19 protein-coding genes and 1 riboswitch are annotated in these 20,505 nt (G+C 62.5%); of the genes, 6 read left to right on the top strand and 13 right to left on the bottom strand.

The genetic code is table 11. The annotated features are described in order from the left end of the window. Positions 1-27 precede the first annotated feature (27 nt). Positions 28-1,764, bottom strand: coding sequence for an ABC-F family ATP-binding cassette domain-containing protein (locus BLU39_RS22035; RefSeq protein WP_092716877.1), 1,737 nt, complete (start codon positions 1,762-1,764; stop codon positions 28-30). Positions 1,765-2,022: 258 nt separating this feature from the next. Beyond that, positions 2,023-2,781 (bottom strand): ZIP family metal transporter, encoded by a 759-nt coding sequence (locus BLU39_RS22030; protein ID WP_046683425.1) that lies wholly within the window; start codon positions 2,779-2,781, stop codon positions 2,023-2,025. On the opposite strand from BLU39_RS22030, the gene BLU39_RS28715 reads away from it, so the two are divergent. Next, entirely contained in the window at positions 2,693-2,893 is a 201-nt protein-coding gene (locus BLU39_RS28715; RefSeq protein WP_175539385.1) for a hypothetical protein, read from the top strand. The genes BLU39_RS22030 and BLU39_RS28715 overlap by 89 nt on opposite strands. 134 nt (positions 2,894-3,027) lie before the next feature. On the opposite strand, the gene BLU39_RS22025 is transcribed toward BLU39_RS28715, so the two are convergent. Both BLU39_RS22025 and polA read right to left on the bottom strand, forming a co-directional pair. Continuing rightward, a complete protein-coding gene (locus tag BLU39_RS22025; RefSeq protein WP_092716875.1) occupies positions 3,028-3,912 on the bottom strand; it encodes a dienelactone hydrolase family protein in 885 nt (294 codons plus the stop codon). Positions 3,913-4,079: 167 nt separating this feature from the next. After that, positions 4,080-6,842 carry a DNA polymerase I gene (gene polA, locus BLU39_RS22020; protein ID WP_092716873.1) on the bottom strand — a complete coding sequence of 921 codons (2,763 nt, stop codon included), beginning with the start codon at positions 6,840-6,842 and terminating at the stop codon, positions 4,080-4,082. 291 nt (positions 6,843-7,133) lie between these two features. On the opposite strand from polA, the gene BLU39_RS22015 reads away from it, so the two are divergent. From BLU39_RS22015 to BLU39_RS22005, 3 genes are all read left to right on the top strand, one after another. Further along, the gene (locus tag BLU39_RS22015) at positions 7,134-7,529 is read left to right on the top strand and encodes a hypothetical protein (protein WP_092716871.1); all 396 of its coding nucleotides are present in this window, start codon (positions 7,134-7,136) and stop codon (positions 7,527-7,529) included. 83 nt (positions 7,530-7,612) lie between these two features. After that, positions 7,613-8,569 (top strand): homoserine kinase, encoded by a 957-nt coding sequence (locus tag BLU39_RS22010; RefSeq protein WP_092716869.1) that lies wholly within the window; start codon positions 7,613-7,615, stop codon positions 8,567-8,569. Between the two features lie 3 nt (positions 8,570-8,572). Further along, a complete protein-coding gene (locus BLU39_RS22005) occupies positions 8,573-9,364 on the top strand; it encodes a BPSS1780 family membrane protein (protein ID WP_092716867.1) in 792 nt (263 codons plus the stop codon). A 253-nt stretch (positions 9,365-9,617) separates the two neighbouring features. Here the strand turns inward: BLU39_RS22005 and BLU39_RS22000 are convergent, their stop codons facing one another. Continuing rightward, on the bottom strand, positions 9,618-11,921 hold the full coding sequence (locus BLU39_RS22000) for a UvrD-helicase domain-containing protein (protein WP_092716865.1): 2,304 nt from the start codon (positions 11,919-11,921) through the stop codon (positions 9,618-9,620). A 109-nt stretch (positions 11,922-12,030) separates the two neighbouring features. Between BLU39_RS22000 and BLU39_RS21995 the strand changes: the two genes are divergently transcribed. Both BLU39_RS21995 and BLU39_RS21990 read left to right on the top strand, forming a co-directional pair. After that, positions 12,031-12,306, top strand: coding sequence for a hypothetical protein (locus tag BLU39_RS21995; protein WP_092716863.1), 276 nt, complete (start codon positions 12,031-12,033; stop codon positions 12,304-12,306). Beyond that, positions 12,303-12,827, top strand: coding sequence for a GNAT family N-acetyltransferase (locus BLU39_RS21990; RefSeq protein ID WP_092716861.1), 525 nt, complete (start codon positions 12,303-12,305; stop codon positions 12,825-12,827). The genes BLU39_RS21995 and BLU39_RS21990 overlap by 4 nt, the downstream gene beginning before the upstream one ends. A 13-nt stretch (positions 12,828-12,840) precedes the next feature. Here the strand turns inward: BLU39_RS21990 and BLU39_RS21985 are convergent, their stop codons facing one another. From BLU39_RS21985 to thiC, 8 genes are all read right to left on the bottom strand, one after another. After that, a complete protein-coding gene (locus tag BLU39_RS21985) occupies positions 12,841-13,704 on the bottom strand; it encodes a hypothetical protein (protein ID WP_139178438.1) in 864 nt (287 codons plus the stop codon). A 182-nt stretch (positions 13,705-13,886) separates the two neighbouring features. Beyond that, positions 13,887-14,993: an S-(hydroxymethyl)glutathione dehydrogenase/class III alcohol dehydrogenase gene (locus BLU39_RS21980; RefSeq protein ID WP_034749160.1), complete on the bottom strand. Its 1,107-nt coding sequence runs from the start codon at positions 14,991-14,993 to the stop codon at positions 13,887-13,889. A gap of 93 nt (positions 14,994-15,086) precedes the next feature. Continuing rightward, positions 15,087-15,719, bottom strand: a complete 633-nt coding sequence (locus tag BLU39_RS21975; RefSeq protein ID WP_034749164.1) for an ANTAR domain-containing response regulator — start codon at positions 15,717-15,719, stop codon at positions 15,087-15,089. Between the two features lie 78 nt (positions 15,720-15,797). Next, on the bottom strand, positions 15,798-16,409 hold the full coding sequence (gene thiE / locus BLU39_RS21970; protein WP_092716857.1) for a thiamine phosphate synthase: 612 nt from the start codon (positions 16,407-16,409) through the stop codon (positions 15,798-15,800). Positions 16,410-16,419: 10 nt separating this feature from the next. After that, complete coding sequence (locus tag BLU39_RS21965; RefSeq protein ID WP_092717218.1) at positions 16,420-17,175, bottom strand: hydroxymethylpyrimidine/phosphomethylpyrimidine kinase; 756 nt, start codon at positions 17,173-17,175, stop codon at positions 16,420-16,422. Between the two features lie 8 nt (positions 17,176-17,183). Then, positions 17,184-17,978, bottom strand: coding sequence for a thiazole synthase (locus tag BLU39_RS21960; RefSeq protein WP_092716854.1), 795 nt, complete (start codon positions 17,976-17,978; stop codon positions 17,184-17,186). 143 nt (positions 17,979-18,121) lie between these two features. Continuing rightward, a complete protein-coding gene (gene thiS / locus BLU39_RS21955) occupies positions 18,122-18,325 on the bottom strand; it encodes a sulfur carrier protein ThiS (protein ID WP_092717214.1) in 204 nt (67 codons plus the stop codon). Positions 18,326-18,345: 20 nt separating this feature from the next. Next, on the bottom strand, positions 18,346-20,259 hold the full coding sequence (thiC, locus tag BLU39_RS21950) for a phosphomethylpyrimidine synthase ThiC (RefSeq protein WP_092716852.1): 1,914 nt from the start codon (positions 20,257-20,259) through the stop codon (positions 18,346-18,348). A 79-nt stretch (positions 20,260-20,338) separates the two neighbouring features. Continuing rightward, a riboswitch (TPP riboswitch) is annotated at positions 20,339-20,454 on the bottom strand. Positions 20,455-20,505 lie beyond the last annotated feature (51 nt).

The following is a 20,505-nucleotide window of genomic DNA, read 5'->3' as shown; positions in this document are numbered from 1 at the left end:
GTCCGCCATTTTTTTACCTGTGGGTAACTACGACGTTATCCCCAACACCAGATTCAGCCGTTCCAGTTCCGCCAGCCACGCCTGCTGACTGGCCGGCTTTTGGTGGCGCGGCTTGCGGGCCAGGTCGTCGGCCATCAATTGCTCCAGTTCGCACAAGCGTTCCAGCTGCACGTCGACGTCCGCCAATACCGCAGAGGCATGCTCCACTGTTGGCGCGGGCGTCAACGCCTGCCCATCTTCCACACTGAGTCGTGCATACGCGCTGGCCGCGTCCGGCCACTCTTCCAGCTGGCCATCGGCCACCACCCAAAAACGGTTGCACGCCGTTTCGATCAGGTCGCGGTCGTGCGACACCAGCAGGCAGCCCCCTTCAAAACCCTGCAAGGCTTGCCCCAGCTCCGCCTTGCCCTGCATGTCCAGGTGGTTGCTGGGCTCGTCCAGCAGCAGCAAGTGGTAGCTGGCCAGCGACAAGCCCAGGAACAGCAGCCGCGCCCGCTCGCCGCCGCTCAGGGTCGCCACCGTCTGGCCATGGCGCGCATAGGGAAAGCCTGCCGAGATCAAGGCCTGCTTGCGCGCCACCTGGCTGCGCGCGGCCTCATTCTGCACGGCAAACGGATATAGGGCGTCGGACAGGTCGGCGTCATCGGCCAGTTGCTTGAGCGATTGGTCGTAGTAACCGATGTTGGCGGCGTGGTGGTAGCGCAGGCCGCTGCGCTCCTCCTGCGCCTGTATCGCTTGCCAGCACAGGCGCAGCAAGGACGACTTGCCGCTGCCGTTGGCGCCCAGCAAGGCGATGCGGTCGCCCGGTTTCAGCCACAGCTGGCCGACGTGGAACAGCAGCGGCGAGGCGGGCACGGCGCGCACGTCCAAGGCGTCCAGCGCCAGCAGCTGGTCGGCCGCCAAGGCCTTGCCCCGCAAGCTCAAGCGCCACGGCGCGCCATCGCTGACGAACGACTGTTCCTCCTTCAGTTTGTCGATGCGCCGCTGCATGGTCTTGGCCTTGCGCGCCAGGTCTTCATTGTCATAGGTGCGGCCCCACAGGGCCAGGCGGGCGCTGCTGGCCGACAGGCGGTCGATTTCCTTTTGCTCGGCCGCATGGCGGGCGGCAGCGGCCATATCCGCTTCGGCAAGCGCCGCCAGCGCGGGGCCGCACGGCAAGTCGAAGTCGTAGAGGCGGCTGTCGCGCAAGATCCAGCTGCGCGTAGCCACGTTGTCGAGCAGGCGCTGGTCGTGCGAGACGAGGATGAAGGCGCCGCGCCAGGCCAGCAAGAATTGCTCGAGCCACAGCAAGGACGGCAAGTCCAGGTGATTGCTCGGTTCGTCGAGCAGCAGCACGTTCGGCTCCTGCAGCAGGGCACGGCCCAGCAGCAGCCGCGTGTGCTGGCCGCCGGACAGCGAGTGCACGGGCACTTGCGCCGTGTCCAGGTCAAAACCGAGTTCGGCCAGCAGGCTGTCGACTCGCCAATGCAGCTCGGGCTGCTCCAGCACGGGCGCCAGCAAGGCGTCGTACAGGCTCAGGCTGGCAAGTTCGGCTGGCAAATGCTGCTCCACGTGCTGCAAGCGGCAGGCACGGGCGACATGAATGGTGCCGGACGAGGCTTCGCGCGTGCCGCTGAGCAGACCCAGCAAGGTGGATTTTCCGCAACCATTGTGGCCGATCAGGCCGATGCGGTCGCCCTGGCGCAAGGTAAAGGCGAGTCCGTTGAACAGGAAACCGTCGTGGGTATCCAGCTGTAAAGCTTGTGTCGAGATAAGGGTAGTCATGGCTCTTGTCTTTGTTCGGGATGCAAGCATCCGCGTTAACAGGAGCGCTAACGACAACCATGAGCCGAGAAAGACTCTATATGAGAGGGGTGACTTTGCTCTGACCCGGTTATCGCAGCGCGATAGAACGTGGGCAAGAGCTGGCAAATGCGCTTAAAGAACGCGCATCCCATAGGGCGAGCATAAAAATTTCCATATTTTCCTCCTTTCTGTGCAAGTTAGTCAGAAAGGCAATACTACACTCACGCAGTCAGTACATCAACCGCCGTGGCGCTTGTGCGTCAGGAACAGCACGATGCACACGCCCAGCGCGATCAACAGCACTTGCGGAATGGTTTCGCGCAAGGTGGCGCGGCGCTGCATCTGCGGCATCAGGTCGCTCAAGGCGATGTAGATGAAGCCTGACGAAGCGAACACGAGCACGTAAGGAATCAGATTGCTGGCGCGGTCCAGGGTGAAATAGCCAAGCAGGCCGCCCGCCACCGCCATCAGGCTGCACAGCAGGTTGAAGATGTAGGCGCGCAGGCGCGAGAAACCGGCATTGAGCAGCACGATGAAATCGCCGATTTCCTGCGGAATTTCATGCGCGATGATGGCCAGGCCCGTCACCAGACCCAGCTTCGGGTCGGCCAGGAAGGCGGCGGCGATCAGAATGCCGTCCGTAAAATTGTGCATGCCGTCGCCGACCAGGATCATCCAGCCGGCCTTGCCCGCTTCATGCTTGTCGTGGCCGTGCGCATGGTGATGGCCATCGCCTTCGTGGTGGTGCGAATGGCGCAGGATGGCGAATTTTTCCAGCATGAAAAAGGCCAGCAAGCCCGCCAGCAGGGTGGCGAACAGGGTGCGCGGGTCCGCCTGCGATTCGAACGCTTCGGGCAAGGCGTGCAGCAATGACGTCGACAACATGATGCCGACGGACAAGCTGACCATGCGCTCGACCACTTTGGAAAGGAATGCAAACGAAAAGATCGCCGCCGCGGTAATGCTCAACACGCCCGCGATCGTGGTCGCGAGCAAAATGGATATAAGGACGGGATCGATGATTTTCTTACCTCAAAATGGCGCCGGGTCACTGGCGCCCGCGATGCTGGCGTCTGGCCTGATGAATGCGTTGTTATCTATTGTTTAATTTTTTGCGCGTCTGGCGGCAGCGTCGCGCGATGAAGATGCAATTGTACTGCATTGGCGCGCAGCGGGCATTTTACAGCCCGGTGCGCCTTTCGCGTTAACTTCTGGGAAATGCGGTGTTTTTCTGTTGCGGCGTCACGCCACGCCGTGCTGCTTGAACCAGGCCAGGCAGCGCGCATAACCGTCTTTCGCATCGGCCGCCACGTAGCTGGGGCGGTAATCGGCATTGAAGGCGTGGCCCGCATCGGGGTACACGACGAATTCGGACTTGTTGCCGCCCTTGGCCAGCGCCTCCTTCATCTTCGCGATCGATTCCTGGCTGATGCCCGTATCCTTGCCGCCATACAAGCCCAGCACGGGGACCTTCAAGCTGGCGGCGATATCGATGGGGTTGCTCGGCTGCAAGGTAGTCGCTTCGCCCACCAGGCGGCCATACCAGGCTACGCCCGCCTTGACGGCCGGATTGTGCGCCGCGTACAGCCACGTGATGCGCCCGCCCCAGCAGAAACCCGTGATGCCCAGGCGGCTCGTGTCGCCGCCATTCTGTTTCGCCCACGCCACAACGGCATCGAGGTCGGCCATCACCTGCGCGTCCGGCGTCTTGGCGATGATGCCTTTCATCAATTCGGGAATGCTGCTGACCTTGGTCGGATCGCCCTGGCGCACGAACAGATCGGGCGCCAACGCCAGATAACCCTGCTTGGCGAAACGGCGCGCCATGTCGGCGATATGTTCATGCACGCCAAAGATTTCCGAAATAACCAGTACCACAGGCAAACCCGTCTTGCCTTCCGGCTGGGCCGCGTACACGGGCACGGCCTGGCCGTCGACCATCACCGACATGCTGCCCGTGACGAGCCCGGCGGAATCCGTCTTGATGACGTTTTGCGCCGCCACGGGCAGCACGGCCACGGCAAAGCCCGTGCCCAGCGCCACCTTCAGGAAACCACGCCGGCCGTCCGGCCCGGACAAACTGCTCTGGCCCAGCAAACTTTCACAATCGGTGATCATGTCGCTCATGCGTTTCTCCTGAAGGGTGTGTTGACAAAAAATGTCGGCTTACGCGCTGCGCGCTAAGCCGACCTACGGTCATTGCTCAAGTAAACATGCGTTCGGCTTACGGTCATTGCTGAATTAAACATGTAGGTCGGCTTAGCGGGGCATGCCCCGCGTAAGCCGACACAGCATCAATGCGCTTCGTCCCAGTTGCGTCCGACGCCCACCTCGGCCGTCAGCGGCACCTTCAGCGCGGCCACGCTAGCCATCAGCTCCGGCAGCTTGCGCTTGACCAGTTCCAGCTCGGCATCCGGCACTTCCAGCACCAGTTCATCGTGCACCTGCATGATCATCTTCGTCTGCAAATTGTCCGTTTCCAGCCAGCCTTGCACGGCAATCATGGCCAGCTTGATCAGGTCGGCGGCCGTGCCCTGCATCGGCGCGTTGATCGCCGCCCGTTCCGCACCCTGGCGGCGCGGGCCGTTTGGCGAATTGATTTCCGGCAACCACAAACGGCGGCCGAACACGGTTTCCACGTAGCCGCGCGCCTTGGCTTGCTGGCGCGTGTCTTCCATATACTGTTTCACGCCGGAAAAACGGGCAAAGTAGCGGTCGATATAGCTTTGCGCGGCCGTACGGTCCACGCCCAGGTTGCCGGCCAGGCCGAACGCGCTCATGCCGTAGATCAGGCCGAAGTTGATGACCTTGGCGTAGCGGCGCTGTTCGCTCTGCACTTCCGCGGCCGGCACGCCAAAGATTTCGGCCGCCGTGGCGCGGTGAATGTCGATGCCGTCGGCAAATGCGCGCAGCATGGCTTCGTCGCCCGAGATATGCGCCATGATGCGCAATTCGATCTGCGAATAGTCGGCCGAGACGATGTGGCTGCCGAGCGGGGCAATGAAGGCTTCGCGGATGCGGCGGCCTTCCGCGCTGCGGATGGGGATATTCTGCAAGTTCGGGTCGTTCGATGCCAATCGTCCCGTCACGGCCACAGCTTGCGCATAGTTTGTATGCACCCTGCCCGTCGTGACGTTGATCATCTTCGGCAATTTATCGGTATAGGTCGACTTCAGCTTGGCCATGCCCCGGTATTCGAGCAGCACCTTGGGCAGCGGATAATCCTCGGCCAGCTTCTGCAGCACTTCCTCGTCCGTCGATGGCGCGCCAGTCGGGGTTTTTTTAATTACCGGCAGTTTCAGCTTCTCAAAGAAGATTTCGCCGATCTGCTTGGGCGAACCCAGGTTGAACGGCTGCTCGGCCAGTTCATAGGCCTTCTTTTCCAGTTCCAGAATTTTCACGGCCAGCTCGGCCGACTGGATGTTGAGCAATTCGTCGTCGATCAGCACGCCGTTGCGCTCGATCTTTTGCAAGACCACGGCCGTCGGCAGCTCGATCTTTTCATAGATGAAGGTCAGTTTTTCATCATTCGCCACATTGCCCCACATGGCATTATGCAAACGCAAGGTGACGTCGGCATCCTCGGCCGCGTATTTCGCCGCCTGCTCGACCTCGACTTGATTAAACGTGATCTGCTTGGCGCCCTTGCCGCACACGTCCTCGAACGGGATGGTCGTGTAGTTCAGGTGGCGCAGCGCCAGGCTGTCCATGTCATGCTTCTTGTGCGATTCGAACACATACGATTCGAGCAAGGTATCGTGGGCGATGCCGCGCAGGGTCACGCCATGGTTGGCGAAGATGTGGCTGTCGTATTTCAGGTTCTGGCCCAGCTTGGGCTTGTTTTCGTCTTCCAGCCACGGGCGCAGTTTCGCCAGCACGTGTTCGCGCGTCAATTGTTCCGGCGCGCCCGCGTAATCGTGGGCCAGCGGGATGTAGCAGGCGGCGTGCTCGGCCACCGAGAGGGAAATGCCGACCATTTGCGCCGTCATCGGTTCCAGCGACGTGGTTTCCGTGTCGACGGCGGTCAAGGGCGCCGCATCGATCAGCGCGATCCATTTATCGAGCTGTTCATCCGTCAGCACGGTTTCATACACGGCTTCCACCGCTGGCGCCGCATCGGCAAACATGTCGCCCGTCGTATTCGCGATGGCGGCACCGGCAACTGTCGGTGCGCCAACGGGAGACATCGGCGGCAGCGCCGCGCCCAGTTCGCGCAGCAGGGCCTTGAAGCCGTAGCGGTTGAAGAAGGCCAGCAGCGCTTCCTTGTCTTCCTGCTTCGCCACCAGCGAATCGGCGATCGTCGTCATGTGCCCGGACAAATCGCAATCCGTCTTGACGGTGATCAGGGCGCGCGCCTGCGGCAGCCATGGCAGGGCCGTGCGCAGGTTTTCCCCCACGGCGCCACCCACCTGGGCCGCGTTTTCCATGACGCCTTCCAGGCTGCCGTACAAGGTCAGCCATTTGACGGCCGTCTTCGGGCCGCATTTCGACACGCCCGGCACGTTATCGACCGTATCGCCGATCAGCGACAGGTAATCGATGATGCGGTTCGGCGGCACGCCGAATTTGACCAGCACGGCCGCTTCGTCGAGCTTTTCATTGCTCATGGTATTGATCAGGGTCACCTGGCTGTTGACCAGCTGCGCCAGGTCCTTGTCGCCCGTGGAGACCACCACGTTCATGCCGGCGGCGGCAGCCTGCACGGCCAAGGTACCAATCACATCGTCCGCTTCCACGCCGTCGACCATCAATATCGGCCAGCCCATGGCGCGCACGGCTTCGTGGATCGGTTCGATCTGCAGGCGCAGGTCGTCCGGCATCGAGGCGCGCGTGGCCTTGTATTCGGGATACATGTCGTCGCGGAAAGTTTTACCTTTGGCATCGAACACGCAGGCGATGTAGGCGGCCGGGAAATCGGCGCGCAGACGGCGCAGCATGTTGACCATGCCGTGCATGGCGCCCGTGGGATAGCCATCCGGGCTGCGCAGGTCGGGCAGCGCATGGAAGGCGCGATAGAGGTAACTGGAACCGTCGACTAACAGCAGGGTGTTTTGCATAATGCCAATAAAATAAGGTGAGCCGCGCCAGCCGGGAAGACACAGCGGCGAACGGGCGGAATATCGCACAATTATCGCAGAGTTTAGGGCCGCGCCACCGGCCGCCACGCGTGCCGTTCTTGCTGTTTTTGCCACTCTGGCGGCCCCGTGCGGGCACGCGGGCTGCCACCTCGGCCGATTTCAACCCATTTAAACAGCATTGCCTACCAGTTTGTTACAATGCCTTATAGATAAATTGACGGCATTACACACTGCACGCACTGCAGTCCCACACATGGAAGCGAACCCATCATGATGCGTACATCGACACTCTGGACATTCCTCGCCCTGCCCCTGCTGGCATGTTCGGCCATTGCCAGCGCCCAGACGCCGGCCAAACCGAGCGACGCGCCGCCACAGCTCGAACGTATCGAGGAAATGGGCGAAGCGCCCATTACCGTGGCGCCAGCGGCGACCAAGCAGCAGATTACCGAAAAACGCGAAGCGGGCGTGACGTCCGAAGTCAAAGTCACGAGCGGCGGCAGCACCTATTACATGAAGCCGGCCGCCGGCGGCGACCAGGCCCACAACGGCGCCCTGCGCGGCCCGCAATGGAAAGTGCTGGAATTCGACCTGGGCAAGAAGAAACAGAAACAACGCGATGAAGAGGCAGCGGACGCGCCAGCACCGCCCGCACCAGCGAAGTAAGCAAGCACTCTCTTCTGCCCTGCCCCGGCCGCCTGCGGGGCAGCCGGCTTTTTTTGACCATTTAGACCATTCCCCTCTTTCCCATGGCAGTTTTTACCGCGCTACACCTGGACGATATCGGCCAGTGGATCACGCAGTTTCCACTTGGCAAACCTCTGGCGCTCAAGGGCATCGCATCCGGCATCGAAAACAGCAATTTTTTCCTGAGCACGGAGCGCGGCGAGTATGTGCTGACGATCTTTGAAAACCTCAGCTTCGAGCAATTGCCGTTCTATCTGCAACTGATGCGCCATTTGGCGGACCGGGGCGTGCTGGTGCCGGCGCCGATCGCCAATGCCGATGGCGAACTGGTAACGGCCCTGCAAGGCAAACCGGCCGCCATCGTCAGCAAACTCGACGGCAGCTCGCAGATGGCGCCGCAAGCCGTGCACTGCGCGGCCGTCGGCGCCATGCTGGCGAAAATGCATTTGGCGGCGCAGGACTTCCCCCTGCAGCAGCCGAATTTGCGCGGCCTGGACTGGTGGAACGCCACTACGCCGCTGGTCCTGCCCCACCTCGACGACGCCAAGGCCCATTTGCTGCGCGCGGAAATCCATTTCCAGGACGCCTTTGCCGCCTGCGATACGTATAAAGCCATCCCGCGCGGTCCCGTGCATGCCGACTTGTTCCGCAACAACGTCATGTTTGACGGCGAGCGCCTGACGGGCTTTTTCGACTTTTATTTTGCCGGCTGCGACACCTGGCTGTTCGACGTGGCCGTCACCGTCAACGACTGGTGCGTGGACCTGGACACGGGCGTGCTCGACACGGTGCGCGTGCGCGCCCTGCTTGACGCCTACCAGGCCGTGCGGCCATTCACGCATGAAGAACAGACGGCATGGCAACCGATGCTGCGCGCCGCCGCGCTGCGCTTCTGGCTGTCGCGCCTGTACGACTATTACCAGCCGCGCGAAGCGGAAATGCTGACGCCGCACGATCCCACGCATTTCGAACGCATTCTGCGCGAACGTATTGCCACACCTGCTCCGGAATTGTTTTAAAAAATGGAAAAATTACCTGCAAGTACAGGCTGGCTCTGGGTAAAACAAGGCTTCGGCCTGTTTCGCCAGCAGCCTGGCGGCATGTCGATGCTGTTTCTCGGCTATATGTTCTGCATGCTGGCCGTCAGCATCGTGCCCGTGCTCGGTCAATTGCTGCCCGTCATCCTCGTGCCCGTGTTTTCCGTCGCCTTCGTGCAAGGCTGCCTGAATATCGACCAGGGCAAGCGCGTCCTGCCCAGCCTCTTGATCTCGGGCTTTCGCAAGCCCGCGTTTCCCTCACTGCTGGGCCTGGGCGTGCTGTACATCCTGATGGCCATCGTCGCCATCGGCGCCTCGACCCTGGTGGACGACGGCTTGCTGTGGCAACTGGTCACCGGACAGCTGACGGAAGAAGCGGCGCGCGCCGCCATCCCCGAATCGCGCCTGGGCCTGGGCATCCTGCTGGCCATCGTCATGTACGTGCCTGCCGCCATGGCCTTCTGCTTTGCCGCGCCGCTGATCTACTGGCAACGCATCAGCCTGGGCAAGGCGCTGTTCTTCAGCTTTTTCGCCGTCTGGCGCTCGCTGTCGGCCTTCATCGTCTTCGCCAGCACGTGGTTCGCCATCAGCGTCGTCACCAGCCAGTTGCTGGCCGTCATCTTTGGCCGCACGCCGCTGATGATGCAACTGATGATGCCGCTGTCGATGATACTCACCATCATCATGCATTGCTCGTTCTACGCGGCCTACCGCCAGATCTTCGGCCTGCCCGTCGATGACAGCAAGACCGTGTCGCTGGACAAGACCGGCGAATAATCGCCGGCCAGATGTAAAAAGGGGCAGCCTGCGCAGGCTGCCCCTTTTTTATTTTCCGAATGCCTCGCAATGCCACGGCATAGGTCGGATTAGCGGCACGCCGCGTAATCCGACGCTGCAAGGCCAACAATGGTGTCGGATTACGCTTCGCTAATCCGACCTACGCGACCGGTCAGAGTATCGTCCTGTAGGTCGGATTAGCGGGGGCTGAAGGCCACGCGTAATCCGACAACATTGTTATGCCGGATTACCTTCACAGCCGTTCCAGCTTCGCAATCCCCACGTCCAGCACCTTCATGCCGTGCTGTCCGAAATTGATTTGCGCGCGGGCATTGCCGCCGCCGCCTTCGATGTTGACGATCACGCCTTCGCCGAACTTGGCGTGCGCCACGGATTCGCCGATGCGCCAGCCGCCGCCCGTGGCTTTTTGCGCGATCTTTTGTGCAATCGCATTGTCCGAACCGAGGCTGGCCACCTTGGGCGCCTCGTCCCAGGCCGACTTGCGGTTGCCGAACCAGTTCGCCTGCACCTTCGGCGACAGCCATTTCAAGGATTCTTCCGGCAATTCGTCGAAGAAGCGCGACTTCATGTTGTAGCGCGTCTGGCCGTGCAGCATGCGCGTCTGCGAAAAGCTCATGTACAGCCGCTTGCGCGCGCGCGTGATGGCCACGTACATCAGCCGGCGTTCCTCTTCCACGCCGTTGTCTTCCTTCGAGCTGCTTTCGTGCGGGAACAGGCCCTCTTCCAGGCCCGTGATGAACACGTTGTCGAATTCCAGGCCCTTGGCCGAGTGCACCGTCATCATCTGCAACGCATCCTGGCCCGCCTGCGCCTGGTTGTCACCCGCTTCCAGCGACGCGTGCGACAGGAAGGCGGACAGCGGCGACATCACGGCCGGCAGCGGCGCGTCCGCATCCAAAATTTCGATGCCATCCTGGTTCACGACGGGCGCGCCCGACTGCGCCTGGGCGGCAGGGCCCAGATGGGCCGGTGCGCCCTGGCCGAAACCTTCCTCGGAAATGAACTGGCTGGCCGCGCTGACCATCTGCTCCAGATTTTCGATGCGGTCGGCGCCTTCTTTTTCGTTCTGGTAATGCTGCAGCAAGGTACTCGCTTCCAGCACCACGCGCACCATTTCCGGCAAGGACAATTGCTGCGTTTCGAAACGCACGCCTTCGATCAGCTTGACGAAGCCGGCCAGCACGCTGCCCGCCTTGCCCGCCACGTAGGGCACGGATGCGTACAGCGAAATGCCGTACTGTTCCGAGGCGGCCTGCAATTGCTCGATCGAGCGCATGCCGATGCCGCGCGTGGGGAAGTTCACCACGCGCAAGAAGGCGGAATCGTTGTGGGGATTGTCCATCAATTGCAAATAGGCAATCGCGTGCTTGACCTCGGCGCGCTGGAAGTAGCGCTGGCCGCCATACACGTGATACGGAATCGCGGCCGAAAACAGCGCGTGTTCGATCACGCGCGACTGCGCATTCGAGCGGTACAGAATCGCGATTTCGCTGCGCGAGGCGCCATCGGCGATCAGGCTTTTCGCCTCTTCGATGATCCACTGCGCTTCCTGCAGATCGGAACTGGCTTCATACACGCGCACCTGCTCGCCATGGCCCGCGTCCGTGCGCAAATTCTTGCCCAGGCGCTTGCTGTTGTTCGCGATCAGCACGTTGGCGCTGTCGAGGATGTGGCCGTGCGAGCGGTAGTTCTGCTCGAGCTTGATCAAGTTCTTGACCTGGAACTCATGCTCGAAGGCGCTCATGTTGCCGACATTCGCGCCGCGGAAGGCGTAGATGCTCTGGTCATCGTCGCCGACGGCAAACAGGGCGCCGCCATCGCGGCTGCCGTGGCCGGCCAGCAATTTGAGCCAGTTGTATTGCAGGTTATTGGTATCCTGGAACTCGTCCACCAGAATATGGCGGAAGCGGGCCTGGTAGTGTTCGCGCAGCGGCTGGTTGCGGCTCAGCAATTCGTACGTGCGCAACAGCAATTCCGCAAAATCGACGACGCCTTCGCGCTGGCACTGGTCGTCGTACAACTGGTACAGCTCGACCATCTTGCGCTCGTGCGCGTCGTACGCTTCCACGTCCGTGGCGCGCAAGCCCTGGTCCTTGGCGTTGTTGATGAAATACATCACCGTCTTCGGCGGGAATTTTTCATCATCGATATTATTTGCCTTCAACAAGCGCTTGATCACCGACAATTGATCCTGCGAGTCGAGGATCTGGAACGTTTGCGGCAAGGCCGCGTCGCGGTAATGCGTGCGCAGCAAGCGGTTGCACAGGCCGTGGAAGGTGCCGATCCACATGCCGCGCGTATTGATCGGCAGCATGGCCGACAGGCGCGTGAGCATTTCCTTGGCGGCTTTATTCGTAAACGTCACGGCCAGGATGCCGGGCGGCGATACCTGCTGGGTCTGGATCAGCCACGCGATGCGGGTGGTCAGCACGCGGGTCTTGCCCGAACCGGCGCCTGCCAGGATCAGCGCATGCTGCGCCGGCAAGGTGACGGCAGCCAATTGTTCGGGATTGAGGTTGTGAAGAAGATTTTGCATCCCGTGATTATACCGGCATGGCTAAAAATACTGTGCATTTGTCCAGCGGTCGCGGCATTTTACCCACGCGCGCTACAATCGCCATCCCGACACCGCAGCCTGTATCCCCATGACACCCCCCACCCACCTCGACGGCGCCCGCATACTGGCCTGGGCCTGGTCCGACCAGCCCTTCGGCCACGTCACCAATGAGCATGGTGGCGCCCCCACCGCCATCCACGGCCTGGCCGTCTGCCGTTACGCGGACGAAGCGCGCATCTACCGTTTCAGCTGCGACGCGCAGTGGGAAACCGTACAAGATGAGGTGTATGCCAGCGAGGACGACGCCATGCGGCAGTTGCCGGCCCAATACCGCGCCGTGGCCGCCGTGTGGCACATGCCATGAGCTACACCATCCGCGCGGCCACCGGCGCCGACCTGCCCTTGCTGGCCCGGGTCGAACGCAGCGCCGCGGCCCTGTTTGCCCAGGCCGGGCCGGACCTGGCGTGGCTGGCGCAAGGGGAAACCTTGCCCCTAAGCACATTACAGGGGCTATGGCGCGAAGGCGGCCTGTGGGTGGCCGCCGATGAGCACGATACGCCCGTGGGCTTCCTGGCGGCCGAGGCGCTCGACGGCCAGCTGTTCATCGTGGAATTGTCCGTCGCGCTGCCGCAGCAACGGCAGGGACTGGCCGCGCGCCTGCTCGACGCGGCGGCGGCCCATGCCCGGGCGCTGGGCTGCGCCTGGCTGACCTTGAGCACGTATCGCCACCTGCCATGGAACGCACCCTACTATGCGCGCCACGGTTTCAGCGAAACCGATGCCGCGACGCTGGGCGCGGGCCACGCGCGCAGGCTGGCGCGCGAAGCGCAGGATGGCCACGATCCGGCGCTGCGCTGCCTGATGCGCAAGCCGCTGGCGCCCTGATTCGGCACGCTGCTCAGCGCACCGGCTTCGCCTTGCCTTCGCTGAGCGCCTGGGCGATCACCTGGCGCGTGGCCTTGTCGGCCGCCTTGGTGGCTTTTTCCTGCTGGCGTCCCAGCGCTTCCATCTGCTTGCCCAGCACTTCCATCGGCTTGCCCCGCTGATCCATCTGGCGCGACAGCACTTCCGCCTTGTCCGCCTCGCGCTCGTGCGCGGCGGCGAGGCGGTCATTCACCTCTTCCATCTTGTCTTGCGCATCTTCCATCTGCTGCTGCAAGCTCTCGACATCGCGCTCGGCCGCGCGGCGCGCCGTCTCCGTCGTCGCCTGCGCCTGGCGGCGCGCCGCCTCGCCCATCTTGCGGCCCAGTTCCCGCTGCTGGCGGCCCAGCGCCTGCAGCTGCGCCGCCTCGCGCGTGCCGCCATTCGCCTGCGCCGCGCCCTGGGCGCCCATCTTGCTGCCCAATTCACCCATCGCCTTGCCATGCTCGCTCATCTGCTTGCCCAGGCCGCTCATCTGAAAGCCCAGATCTTGCGACGGCTTCCAGGCGTCGCGCACGCGGGCCAGCAGCGCGGCATCCTGCGTTACATAGCCCTTGCCCTGGTCGCGGAACCACAGGAACTGCCCCTTGAGCGAGCGCTGCAGCTGCTTGATCTGCTGGCCATCGACATCGGTGCCGGCCATGGTGACGCTGTCCTCCGTGCTGTCGACGAGCGCATAGCCATCGCCGCTGCCCATGGAAATATTGATCTGTTTGCTGGGTGCGGCCGGTGCGGCCGGCGGCGCTGGCGGCGCGGGCGGCTGGGACGGTTGCACGGCCAGCGCGCTGCCGCCGATCAGGATACCGGCCAGGCTGAGGATCAAACGGTGGGAAGTGGACATGGCTGCCTCGTCGCAAAAGTAGTGGAGCATGCACTTTAGCGGCGGATGGAGCTCGGCTCCAGCGCCATGCGACAGGCTGCAAAAAGACCGCCCTGGATGGCAAACACGGACGATGGATGGAGGCGGGCAAAAAAAACGGAGGCCGCAGCCTCCGCAAAAACGCCGTGGTACGGCGTAATGTATTAGTACAGCACGACGGAGCGGATCGACTCGCCGCTTTTCATCAGGTCGAAGCCCTGGTTGATGTCGTCGAGCTTCAGGCGGTGCGTGATCAGGTCGTCGATGTTGAGCTTGCCTTCCATATACCAGTCGACGATCTTCGGCACGTCCGTGCGGCCGCGCGCGCCGCCGAAGGCGGAACCTTTCCACACGCGCCCCGTCACCAGCTGGAATGGACGGGTGGAAATTTCCTGGCCGGCCGCCGCCACGCCGATGATGATGGACTGGCCCCAGCCCTTGTGGCAGCACTCGAGCGACTGGCGCATGGTGGTGGTGTTGCCGATGCATTCAAACGAATAGTCGGCGCCGCCGTCCGTCAGCTGCACGATGGTGTCGACGACGTTTTCCACCTCGTTGGCGTTGACGAAATGCGTCATGCCGAACTTGCGCGCGATGGCCTGGCGGGCCGGATTGATGTCCACGCCGATGATCTTGTCGGCGCCGACCATCTTGGCCGCCTGGATCACGTTCAGGCCGATGCCGCCCAGGCCGAACACGACGACATTCGCGCCCGCCTCGACCTTGGCCGTAAACAGCACGGCGCCCACGCCGGTGGTGACGCCGCAGCCGATGTAGCAAACCTTGTCGAACGGCGCATCTTCGCGGATCTTCGCCAGGGCGATTTCCGGCACGACGATGTAATTGGAAAAGGTGGACGTACCCATGTAGTGGAAGATGGGCTTGCCGTCGATGGAAAAGCGCGAGGTGGCATCCGGCATCAGGCCGCGGCCCTGGGTCGAGCGGATCGACTGGCACAAATTGGTTTTTTGCGACAGGCAGAATTTGCACTGGCGGCATTCCGGCGTGTACAGGGGGATGACGTGGTCATCCTTTTTCAGGCTTTTCACGCCCGGCCCCACGTCGACGACGATGCCGGCGCCTTCATGGCCAAGGATGGACGGGAAGATGCCTTCCGGATCGGCGCCCGACAGGGTGTAGTAATCGGTATGGCAAATGCCCGTGGCCTTGATCTCGACCAGTACCTCGCCCTCGCGCGGGCCGGCCAGGTCGACTTCCTCGATGGTCAAAGGCGCGCCCGCCTTCCATGCAATCGCTGCTTTGGTTTTCATGTGTGTCCTGTGGTGTGTGCTGAGTATGGTTGAACCGGGCGCGCCAGCGCGCCGTATCGCCACATCATAACAAAGCAGGCGCCAGGAAAACGCTTACTTGGTTTTTGCGCGGTTCAAGAACGCCCCGTGCAAGCCGTTCAGGGTTTCCTCGGCCAGCAGCAGCTGGCTGGCGATCTCATTGATCTTGCGGCGGCTGGAACGGGCATGGTCGCGCAGCACTTCAAAGGCCGTGTTGCGGTCCGTCTGGAATTTACCCATCAGCAAACCCACGGCCAAACTCGTTTCGCGGCCGGCGGCCAGGGCCGCGTTCAGGTTCAGCTCCGTGCGGCGCAGCTGGCGGATTTCATCGGCACGGGCCAGGCCCGCTTCAAACGCGGGCATCAAGCGGCCCTCGTCGACGGGTTTGACCACGTAACCGACGGCGCCATAGGCGGCCGCCTGCTTGCCCGATTCGCTGTCGCCGCTGCCGGACAGGAACATGAACGGCACGGCCGTCTCGCCATGCAGGCGCTTGGCCAGTTCCAGGCCGGACATGCCCGGCATGTGGATGTCGAGCAAGGCCAGGTCCGGCTCGCGCTGGGCGATCAGTTGCAGCGCCACTTCGGCCGAATGGGCCAGGGCTGTTTCGTAGCCGGCATGGCGCAGGACTTCGCCGAGGAATTCCAACAGGAGCTGGTCATCGTCAACGATCAGGATAAGGCGTTTCGCGGCGGCTGGCTGACTCATGGATGGGGGACCTCGGTAATGAATGATGTTCTTATTATATGCCGATTATTCCCCCGAACCAGCCCTGCACGCCCCTATTCATGCCGCAAACAAGTGATTGAATTGCTGCACCGCAATATCCACATCGTCCGCCTGATAGACGCTGCTGATGGCCGCCACCATGTCGGCGCCGCGCGCTGCCAGCGGCGCGGCGTTCTCTGGCGTCATGCCGCCGATCACCACGCAGGGCAAGGCGATCTCGCGTTTCGCCTGCAGCACGATGTCCAGCGGTGTCGTCACCGGATACTTTTTCACGAGCGACGGATAAAAGCCGCCGAAGGCCACATAGCTGGCGCCGCCCGCCTGCGCCGTCCTTGCCAGGGCCATGTCGCCATAGCAGGAAGCGCCGACGAGCTTGTCCTTGCCCAGCCGCGCGCGCACCTGCGCGACGGAGGCATCCGTGCCGCCCACGTGCGCGCCGTCCGCGTCGAGCTCTTCGCACAGTTCGATGAAGTCATTGATGATGAAAGGCACGCCATACTTGCGGGCCAGGGCCAGCAAGGCGCCCGCCTGTTCGCGCCGCTGCTCCGCGTCGGCGCTTTTGTGACGGTATTGCAGCAGGGCCACGCCTTCCTGCAAGGCTTGCTCACTCACGTCGAGCAGGCGGTCGGTGTCGTCCCAGTTCGGGGTGACCAGATACAGTCCACGCATGATGTTTTCCTTATTGAATGAATCGTTGCGGCATCAGCTGGCCTGGCGCAATCGCATACGCGCCAGCCAGGGCCGCATGGCAATAGTGTTGCGCGCCATCAAGCGCCTCTTGCATCGGCACGCCTTGCGCCAGGCGCGCCGCGATGGCCGACGCCAAAGTGCAGCCGCTGCCGTGAAATTCGCCGGGCAGGCGCGGCCAGCGCCACTCGCGCGCGCTACCAGCGCCATCGAGCCAGCGGTTGACGATCGCCTCGCCTTCGCCGTGACCACCCGTCACCAGCACGTTCTGACACCCTTGCGCGCGCAGGTTTTCTACGCCACCGAGGGCCGCCGCTTCCGGGCCGTTCGGTACGATGACGGTCGTCACCAGCAGCAAGGGCGCCAGCGCCAGCACGGCATCGTCCCGGCTCAGCACGTCGCCATGGCCGCTGGCCAGCACGGGGTCGAGCACCACAGGTAAATGCGGCCGGGCCAGCCGCAATTGCGCGATCAGTTGCGCAATGACGGCCGCGTTCGCGGCACTGCCGGGAATGCCGATTTTCACGGCATCGATGCTGATCTTGTCGATCAGCGCCTGCGCCTGGCGGCGCAGCAATTCCGGCGCCACCGGCTCGACGCCAAAGACCCTGTCGTTGTCCTGCACCGTCAGCGCCGTGATGACGGGCAAGGCATGTGCGCCCTGCGCCGCAATGGCCACGATATCGGCGGCGATGCCGGCGCCACCCGATGGATCGGCGCCGGCAAACACGAGCACAGTGCGGCGCATCGGCGTCATCACGCCAGGCGGCCCGCCATCGGCGACGACGGCGACGCGGCAAATTTGCGCGGCATGCGTCCCGCCAAAAACGCTTCGCGCCCGGCCCGCACGGCCAGCTTCATCGCATGCGCCATGCGCACGGGGTCGCGCGCGCCGGCAATGGCCGTATTCATCAGCACGCCATCGCAACCGAGCTCCATGGCGATGGCCGCATCGGACGCCGTGCCCACGCCGGCATCGACGAGCACGGGCACTTTCGCCTGCTCGATGATCAGCGACAAGTTCCAGGGATTCAAAATGCCCATGCCCGAACCGATCAGGGACGCGAGCGGCATGACGGCCACGCAGCCGATATCTTCCAGGATCTTCGCCTGGATGGGGTCGTCGCTGCAATACACCATCACGTCAAAACCATCCTTGACCAGCGCTTCGGCCGCGATCAAGGTTTCCGGCATGTGCGGAAACAAGGTCTTTTCGTCACCGAGCACTTCCAGTTTCACCAAGTTGCGCCCTCCCAGCAGCTCGCGCGCCAGTTGCAAGGTATAGACGGCATCCTTGGCGTTGTAGCAGCCGGCCGTGTTCGGCAAAATCGTGTACTGGTCCGGCGGCACGAAGTCGAGCAGGCTGGGCGCGTTCGGATCCTGGCCAATGTTCACCCTGCGGATTGCCACCGTGATGATCTGCGCCTCGGCCGCATCCGTCGCTTCGCGCGTCTGCGGCAAATCCTTGTACTTGCCGCTGCCGACCAGCAAGCGCGATTGATACTGTTTGCCTGCGATGGTCAGCAGGTCGTTATGTGTTGCGGTATTCATGTGTTCTTCCTTAAGTTTTTAAACGTCCGAAGAAAACCGTAACGAGCGGCGATGATTTGTGGCCGAGACGCGCAACCGTGCTAGAGCACGGTGAGCATCGCAGGCCGCAAAGCGCGACGCGCAGTAGGTTTGCTTGGACGTTTTCAGCCGCCGCCGATGGCGCGGACTATTTCAACCTGGTCTTGTACCCGTAAAACCTGTCCCGGCCACGCCTTGCGCGGCACGACATTGCGGTTGACGGCCAGCGCCAGCGCCTGGTTTTCCAGCGACAGGGCGGCGATCAATTGGTCCAGGGTTTGCCCCGGCGGCACCTGGTACGGTGCGCCGTTGAGCGTGATGGATATCAATGCGGTCATCACGCCCTCCCTCAGACCTTGCGGTACAGCTCGGCGCCGTTCTTGATGAATTCGATGGCCTTGATTTCCATGCCCTGCTTGAGTGCCTTGTCTTCCGCGATGCCCATGCCGGCCGCGTATTCACGCACTTCCTGCGTGATCTTCATCGAGCAGAAATGGGGACCGCACATGGAGCAGAAATGCGCCACCTTGGCCGAATCCTTGGGCAGGGTTTCATCGTGGAATTCGCGCGCCTTGTCCGGGTCCAGGCCGATGTTGAACTGATCATCCCAGCGGAATTCGAAGCGGGCTTTCGACAGCGCGTTGTCGCGGATTTGCGCACCCGGATGGCCCTTGGCCAGGTCGGCCGCATGCGCCGCGATCTTGTAGGTGATGATGCCGTCCTTGACGTCGTTCTTGTTGGGCAGGCCCAGGTGTTCCTTCGGCGTCACGTAACACAGCATGGCCGTGCCATACCAGCCGATCAGGGCCGCGCCGATCCCCGACGTGATGTGGTCGTAGCCGGGTGCGATGTCGGTCGTCAGCGGTCCCAAGGTGTAGAACGGCGCCTCGCCGCACTGGTCCAGCTGCAAATCCATGTTCTCTTTAATGAGCTGCATCGGCACGTGGCCAGGCCCCTCAATCATCACCTGCACGTCATGCTTCCAGGCAATCTGCGTCAGTTCGCCCAGGGTCTTCAGCTCGCCCAACTGCGCCTCGTCGTTGGCGTCGTAGATCGAGCCGGGACGCAAGCCGTCGCCCAGCGAGAACGACACGTCGTACGCCTTCATGATTTCGCAAATTTCTTCGAAATGCGTGTACAGGAACGATTCCTGGTGATGCGCCAGACACCATTTCGCCATGATGGAGCCGCCGCGCGACACGATGCCCGTCAGGCGCTTGGCCGTCATCGGCACATAGCGCAGCAGCACGCCAGCGTGGATGGTGAAGTAGTCGACGCCCTGCTCGGCCTGTTCGATCAGGGTGTCGCGGAAAATTTCCCAAGTTAAATCTTCGGCCTTGCCATTGACCTTTTCCAAGGCCTGGTAAATGGGCACGGTGCCGATCGGCACGGGGCTGTTGCGGATGATCCATTCGCGCGTCTCGTGGATGTGTTTACCTGTGGACAGATCCATCACATTGTCACCACCCCAGCGGATGGCCCAGGTCATCTTTTCCACTTCCTCGCCGATCGACGAGGTGACGGCGGAATTGCCGATGTTCGCATTGATCTTCACGAGGAAATTGCGGCCGATGATCATCGGCTCGACTTCCGGATGGTTGATGTTGGCGGGGATGATGGCGCGGCCGCGGGCGATTTCCTCGCGCACGAATTCGGCCGTAATTTCCGCAGGGATGCTGGCGCCGTAGGCCTGGCCCGGATGCTGGCGGCCCATCAGCTCGGCCAGGCGCTCGCCCATGGGGCCGGAGGCTTTCAGTTCGCGCAGATATTCCTGGCGCCGCATGTTTTCGCGGATGGCGACGAATTCCATTTCCGGCGTGATGATGCCGCGCCTCGCGTAATGCATCTGCGTGACGTTCTTGCCGGCGATGGCGCGGCGCGGCTTGCGGTGCAGATTGAAACGCAGCTCGGCCAGTTTCGGATCCGCCAGGCGGGCGATGCCGTAGTCGGACGTGGGGCCGGGCAATTCTTCCGTGTCGGCACGTTCCATGATCCACGGCAGGCGCGGCGTATCGAGGCCCGAGCGGATGTCGATCTGCACGTCCGGGTCCGTGTACGGGCCGGAGGTGTCGTAGACGTAGATCGGCGGATTCTTTTCGCCGCCGAACGACGCCTCCGTGTCGGACTGGCTGATCTCGCGCATGGGCACGCGGATGTCGGGACGGCTGCCTTCGACATAGATCTTGCGCGAATTGGGCAGCGGCGCGATGGCGGCTTCGTCGACCGTGGCGGTGGCGGAGAGGAATTTCGGGTTGGCGTTCATTTTGGCTCCTTGGCTAGACTATTTTTAAGCCTGGAGCCAGCTAAGGAGGTTCGGCTGCGCGCACGCGGAAAGGCGGGGTGCGTTCATCCTAAAGCTTCCCTTCGCTGGCATTATCCAGATCAGGTTCGGAGGGTATTTCTCACCCGCGCTTGCACCGTGTTTCCACAGCGAAAGGCAGGACCCCTAGCGTTTGCCGCCTTGCGGCAGCGAGCCAATTATACGCGGTTCACGCCGCGTGGCCAGATG

Origin of the sequence: Janthinobacterium sp. OK676 (assembly GCF_900103595.1) — a bacterium.
Classification (GTDB): Bacteria; Pseudomonadota; Gammaproteobacteria; order Burkholderiales; family Burkholderiaceae_D; genus Janthinobacterium.
This window is presented reverse-complemented; position numbering and strand designations above follow the sequence as displayed.

Coding starts and splice junctions, on each gene's coding strand:
- BLU39_RS22035 (WP_092716877.1), bottom strand. CDS start 1,764: ATGACTACCCTTATCTCGACACAAGCTTTACAGCTGGATACCCACGAC.
- BLU39_RS28715 (WP_175539385.1), top strand. CDS start 2,693: ATGCGCTCGACCACTTTGGAAAGGAATGCAAACGAAAAGATCGCCGCC.
- BLU39_RS22025 (WP_092716875.1), bottom strand. CDS start 3,912: ATGAGCGACATGATCACCGATTGTGAAAGTTTGCTGGGCCAGAGCAGT.
- polA (WP_092716873.1), bottom strand. CDS start 6,842: ATGCAAAACACCCTGCTGTTAGTCGACGGTTCCAGTTACCTCTATCGC.
- BLU39_RS22015 (WP_092716871.1), top strand. CDS start 7,134: ATGATGCGTACATCGACACTCTGGACATTCCTCGCCCTGCCCCTGCTG.
- BLU39_RS22010 (WP_092716869.1), top strand. CDS start 7,613: ATGGCAGTTTTTACCGCGCTACACCTGGACGATATCGGCCAGTGGATC.
- BLU39_RS22005 (WP_092716867.1), top strand. CDS start 8,573: ATGGAAAAATTACCTGCAAGTACAGGCTGGCTCTGGGTAAAACAAGGC.
- BLU39_RS22000 (WP_092716865.1), bottom strand. CDS start 11,921: ATGCAAAATCTTCTTCACAACCTCAATCCCGAACAATTGGCTGCCGTC.
- BLU39_RS21995 (WP_092716863.1), top strand. CDS start 12,031: ATGACACCCCCCACCCACCTCGACGGCGCCCGCATACTGGCCTGGGCC.
- BLU39_RS21990 (WP_092716861.1), top strand. CDS start 12,303: ATGAGCTACACCATCCGCGCGGCCACCGGCGCCGACCTGCCCTTGCTG.
- BLU39_RS21985 (WP_139178438.1), bottom strand. CDS start 13,704: ATGTCCACTTCCCACCGTTTGATCCTCAGCCTGGCCGGTATCCTGATC.
- BLU39_RS21980 (WP_034749160.1), bottom strand. CDS start 14,993: ATGAAAACCAAAGCAGCGATTGCATGGAAGGCGGGCGCGCCTTTGACC.
- BLU39_RS21975 (WP_034749164.1), bottom strand. CDS start 15,719: ATGAGTCAGCCAGCCGCCGCGAAACGCCTTATCCTGATCGTTGACGAT.
- thiE (WP_092716857.1), bottom strand. CDS start 16,409: ATGCGTGGACTGTATCTGGTCACCCCGAACTGGGACGACACCGACCGC.
- BLU39_RS21965 (WP_092717218.1), bottom strand. CDS start 17,175: ATGCGCCGCACTGTGCTCGTGTTTGCCGGCGCCGATCCATCGGGTGGC.
- BLU39_RS21960 (WP_092716854.1), bottom strand. CDS start 17,978: ATGAATACCGCAACACATAACGACCTGCTGACCATCGCAGGCAAACAG.
- thiC (WP_092716852.1), bottom strand. CDS start 20,259: ATGAACGCCAACCCGAAATTCCTCTCCGCCACCGCCACGGTCGACGAA.